The following is a 2,096-nucleotide window of genomic DNA, read 5'->3' as shown; positions in this document are numbered from 1 at the left end:
ACGGTGTGCGTCGGTTGTTTGAGAACTCAACAGTGTGCTTGATAGTCAATGCCAATTATTTGACTCTCTTGTTTCAGGTCGCATCGCCATAATGGTGGTGTGGACGGGGATGACGGGGGTCTCTTTTTTGGACTGGATCATTGAAACCAGTTTGGTTTTGATCTGGCCGGTATCATTGTTCGCGCTCACGTGAGTGGGTGTGGATGTTTCTCTTTTACGGAGAGTTTGATCCTGGCTCAGGACGAACGCTGGTGGCGTGCTTAACACATGCAAGTCGAACGGTGAAGCTCCTGCTTGCAGGGGTGGATCAGTGGCGAACGGGTGAGTAACACGTGAGCAACCTGCCCTCCACTTCGGGATAAGCCTTGGAAACGGGGTCTAATACCGGATATGAGCACTCACTGCATGGTGGGTGTTGGAAAGTTTTTCGGTGGGGGATGGGCTCGCGGCCTATCAGCTTGTTGGTGGGGTAATGGCCTACCAAGGCGTCGACGGGTAGCCGGCCTGAGAGGGCGACCGGCCACACTGGGACTGAGACACGGCCCAGACTCCTACGGGAGGCAGCAGTGGGGAATATTGCACAATGGGCGAAAGCCTGATGCAGCGACGCCACGTGAGGGATGACGGCCTTCGGGTTGTAAACCTCTTTCAGCAGGGAAGAAGCGCAAGTGACGGTACCTGCAGAAGAAGCGCCGGCTAACTACGTGCCAGCAGCCGCGGTAATACGTAGGGCGCAAGCGTTGTCCGGAATTATTGGGCGTAAAGAGCTCGTAGGCGGTCTGTCGCGTCTGGTGTGAAATCTCATGGCTCAACTGTGAGCTTGCATCGGGTACGGGCAGACTGGAGTGCTGTAGGGGAGACTGGAATTCCTGGTGTAGCGGTGGAATGCGCAGATATCAGGAGGAACACCGATGGCGAAGGCAGGTCTCTGGGCAGTTACTGACGCTGAGGAGCGAAAGCATGGGGAGCGAACAGGATTAGATACCCTGGTAGTCCATGCCGTAAACGTTGGGCACTAGGTGTGGGGCCAGTTCCACTGGTTCTGTGCCGTAGCTAACGCATTAAGTGCCCCGCCTGGGGAGTACGGCCGCAAGGCTAAAACTCAAAGGAATTGACGGGGGCCCGCACAAGCGGCGGAGCATGCGGATTAATTCGATGCAACGCGAAGAACCTTACCAAGGCTTGACATGTACGAGAAAGCCCCAGAGATGGGGTTCTCTTTGGACACTCGTACACAGGTGGTGCATGGTTGTCGTCAGCTCGTGTCGTGAGATGTTGGGTTAAGTCCCGCAACGAGCGCAACCCTTGTCTCATGTTGCCAGCGGGTTATGCCGGGGACTCATGGGAGACTGCCGGGGTCAACTCGGAGGAAGGTGGGGATGACGTCAAATCATCATGCCCCTTATGTCTTGGGCTTCACGCATGCTACAATGGCCGGTACAGAGGGCTGCGATACCGTGAGGTGGAGCGAATCCCAAAAAGCCGGTCTCAGTTCGGATCGGGGTCTGCAACTCGACCCCGTGAAGTCGGAGTCGCTAGTAATCGCAGATCAGCAACGCTGCGGTGAATACGTTCCCGGGCCTTGTACACACCGCCCGTCAAGTCACGAAAGTTGGTAACACCCGAAGCTCACGGCCCAACCCCTTGTGGGAGGGAGTGGTCGAAGGTGGGACTGGCGATTGGGACTAAGTCGTAACAAGGTAGCCGTACCGGAAGGTGCGGCTGGATCACCTCCTTTCTAAGGAGCTTATCTCCATCAGGCCCCGGAGACCGGGGTTGCCGGCGTGCCCTGCGGGGCTGCTCTTCGGAGTGATGCTGGTGCTGGTGGCAGAGGCCAGGCCCAGGCCGTGCGCGTCTGGGGTGGTTGCTCATGGGTGGAACATTGACGAAGAGTCACCGTGCTGGTGGCTGCTGCTAGTACGCCTGGTTGGTGGGGGGCTTGTCTCCTTGCTGGGTGGGTTGGAACGTGGTGGTCGCAGGTGGTGGTGGCTTGCTGAGCACACTGTTGGGTCCTGAGGCAACCGGCTGCCTCATGCGCCACGAGCTTGTCCCTTCGGGGGTCTTGTCCCTTCGGGGGTCTTGTCCCTTCGGGGGTC

Annotated in this window: 1 rRNA gene; it reads left to right on the top strand. The window is 57.9% G+C overall.

Annotated features, from left to right (window positions below):
- Positions 1–213: 213 nt before the first annotated feature.
- A 16S ribosomal RNA gene (locus ACIG47_RS26395) occupies positions 214–1,738 on the top strand.
- Positions 1,739–2,096 lie beyond the last annotated feature (358 nt).

It is taken from the genome of Promicromonospora sp. NPDC052451 (assembly GCF_044547525.1).
Lineage (GTDB): Bacteria > Actinomycetota > Actinomycetes > Actinomycetales > Cellulomonadaceae > Promicromonospora.
The sequence above is the reverse complement of the archived record's forward strand: the minus strand, read 5'-3'. Positions and strand labels throughout refer to the sequence as shown.